The 2,517-nt window shown below is 59.0% G+C and carries 4 protein-coding genes; 3 read left to right on the top strand and 1 reads right to left on the bottom strand.

The window, feature by feature from the left end:
• Both IRZ24_RS19320 and IRZ24_RS19315 read left to right on the top strand, forming a co-directional pair.
• The coding region (locus IRZ24_RS19320) for a hypothetical protein (RefSeq protein WP_297168101.1) at nt 1–258 on the top strand (258 nt) is incomplete at its 5' end.
• 184 nt (nt 259–442) lie between these two features.
• Nucleotides 443–931 carry an 8-oxo-dGTP diphosphatase gene (locus IRZ24_RS19315; RefSeq protein ID WP_366914341.1) on the top strand — a complete coding sequence of 163 codons (489 nt, stop codon included), beginning with the start codon at nt 443–445 and terminating at the stop codon, nt 929–931.
• 326 nt (nt 932–1,257) lie between these two features.
• Here the strand turns inward: IRZ24_RS19315 and IRZ24_RS19310 are convergent, their stop codons facing one another.
• Complete coding sequence (locus tag IRZ24_RS19310) at nt 1,258–1,785, bottom strand: hypothetical protein (protein ID WP_297168096.1); 528 nt, start codon at nt 1,783–1,785, stop codon at nt 1,258–1,260.
• A 463-nt stretch (nt 1,786–2,248) separates the two neighbouring features.
• Here IRZ24_RS19310 and IRZ24_RS19305 point away from each other — a divergent pair.
• The coding region (locus tag IRZ24_RS19305) for a helix-turn-helix transcriptional regulator (protein WP_297168094.1) at nt 2,249–2,517 on the top strand (269 nt) is incomplete at its 3' end.

Raw genomic sequence — 2,517 nt, 5'->3', positions numbered from 1 at the left:
TATCTGGCCAATGATGTGACCATTAATCCCACAGGAGATCGTCCTCGCCCCTTGACCAGAGATCTTTTTCTCCAGACGGCTCGCTCTCTTGACGAGACGATGGGCAAGGTGACAGCTTTTTCCGCTGAAGTCGACGTCAACAGTCCGATGGTCATTATCATGACGATTTCGCGCAGCAATCTGGCGGCCTATCACTCGCATTTGGTGTTCAAGGACCTGGGGGGGAGCTGGAAGATTGCCTCACTTGATAGAATCTAAGCCGGGATAGCGCCGCTGCTGAGGTCCAGGCTGTAGCGGTCGGCGGGCACAGTCTGAGGTAGGGGCCGACTGATGTTCAGTTCATGTCTTCTCTCCCTGGAGGTGGGGAGAAGCGAGCTGGCTGGCTGGGCTAGCTAATGGGTTGGGGCGCTGCCCAGATTCTCGCAGGGAAAGGAGCTAGCAGATCTTGTTTCGACCGGTTTTAGCAACGCTGGGCTATATTCTCTCGCCGGATCGCCAGCAGGTGCTGATGATCCAGCGCAATAAGCGCCCTGATGATCTGCACTTTGGCAAGTACAATGGCCTTGGGGGGCGGCTAGAGGCGCATGAAGATGTCGTCACTGGCATGCGGCGAGAGATCCGTGAGGAGTCCGGTCTAGAGGCGGAGGAACTAGTGTTGCGAGGGACCATTTCCTGGCCGGGGTTTGGGAAGAACGGTGAGGATTGGTTTGGCTTTATCTTCCGCATTGAGCGCTGGTCAGGGGAGCCGCATGCTGGCAACCATGAGGGGACGCTGGTATGGGTCCCGTTAGCCGAGCTAGAGAGGCTACCGCTCTGGCCTGGTGATCGCTACTTTCTGCCGCTGGTCTTTGACGATGATCCACGCCCGTTTCACGGCTGTATGCCCTATCGTGATGGTCAGCCGCAGGGGTGGTCCTACGTGCGTGTCTAGCAGGGGGCGGGTTCGTACTAATCCGGCTGAGGGGCAAGTGCCTGCGGCGCAAGGGCGTTGGCGTTGAGAGAAGGAGGCCCTGAGAGATTCGGGCCTGGCTTGGTTGAAGGCAGAGTCAAAGACGAACAGAAGGCTGCTCACCTTCCCCATCGGTTCGGCGGGGGGCCGAACGCGAGGTGAGCAGCCTTCTGCCTCGGGTCGTCGGGGGAGAAGGGAGAAGTATCTGCTAGGGATACGACGGCAAGCTTCTGCGCGCCGTGCTCTTCTCTCCCCGCGGAGCCAGGGCCAGGGTATCTGGCCTGGCCTTCTATTTTTTTGGGGGGCTTTCAGGCAACCGTGCTTGAGGCCGGTGCTGGAGCCGCTTTAAGAATATAGCCGGTTTCCAGGATAGAGACGATGTTAATGCCAAAGATACGCAGCTTGATACGTACGCGCGACAGCACATTGCGGATAGGGCGCGTGGCCTGTTCCCAGGTGCCGTCTTCGAGAGCTTTGAGCAAGCGGGTGCGGCAACGCTCGATGGTGCGCTCGGTGACCTCGCCGTGATAGAAGTGGGCGAAGAGCACCTCGTAAGGGCAGTAGTAGGGGTAGGAATCCAGCAGTGGACGAAGGACGTTCATCTCATTGTTGGTAAACTGCTGCTGGAGCACCAGCGCTGGCTGTTTGTCGAGATAGGTAAGACAGGAGAGGGTGCCGAAGGTCGTATTGAGGGCAAGGACATACCCTTCTGGGAGCACGCCATGCAGCGTATAATGTGTAATGTGCTCGCGATCGTGGACAAGTTTGCGTGCGACGCGGGCTTCTTCTCGGCAGGCGATCATTTGCATGGCGATTCTCCTTGTTTGTTGCTGCATATGATGACAATACTCCCTGACCGGTGGACGCGCGGATCGTGGCGTTGCATCGCTGGAACCGCGACGGCGATCCCTCGCGTGGTGGCGGACTGCACGCTGATAGGGCCACGTCCTGGTGGTGGCCGTGATGCCAAGAGTGATTCGCTGCTGGCCTGCTAGCTGGCGAGCCAATGGGCTGCGCCAAAGGGCAAGCGGGCAAGAGAGAAGAAGAGCACGCAGGGGGCGAGGTCAATGGTAGGGTCCCTGGGGTGAGACGCGCCGTGGTCCTGCGGCGGGTGGCATTGGCCTCACCTGGCGGCGGGTGCCCCGTCCCTGAAAGGGCGTCCGCCGTTTCCCTACGTGTTCTTTACTTTATTATGCCGAGTGACCATGTACATCAGAAAGTACTTATGTTATCATTTTCCTAGACATCTTTATCATTTCGAGGGGTTCTCTTCTTTTGGGCGTCGGGGGAGGCCTGCCCATGAGCAGCAACCGATCGGTTGAAGAGCCACTGCGGCCCCGCGTACGTCTTGTGGAGGCTCGCATGAGCCGTGGCTGGTCGCAGCAGGAGGTAGCTGAGCGACTGGGCACGACACATGTCAATGTGAGCCGTTGGGAGCGTGGGGTGACGAAGCCCAATCCGTATTTTCGGCGCAAGTTGTGTCGATTGTTCGGGTTGACAGAGGAGGAGCTGGATCTCGCTCCTGCTCCGCCTGAGGTGCCGGAGCGGCGGGGGCAGGAGGGTGAGGG

The sequence above is a fragment of the Thermogemmatispora sp. genome (genome assembly GCF_019683755.1).
GTDB lineage: Bacteria > Chloroflexota > Ktedonobacteria > Ktedonobacterales > Ktedonobacteraceae > Thermogemmatispora.
Note: the sequence above shows the minus strand (reverse complement) of the source record. Positions and strands in the feature narration are given on the sequence as shown.

Excerpts from the sequence above, each read along its gene's own strand:
- IRZ24_RS19310 (WP_297168096.1), bottom strand. The coding sequence starts at position 1,785 with ATGCAGCAACAAACAAGGAGAATCGCCATGCAAATGATCGCCTGCCGA.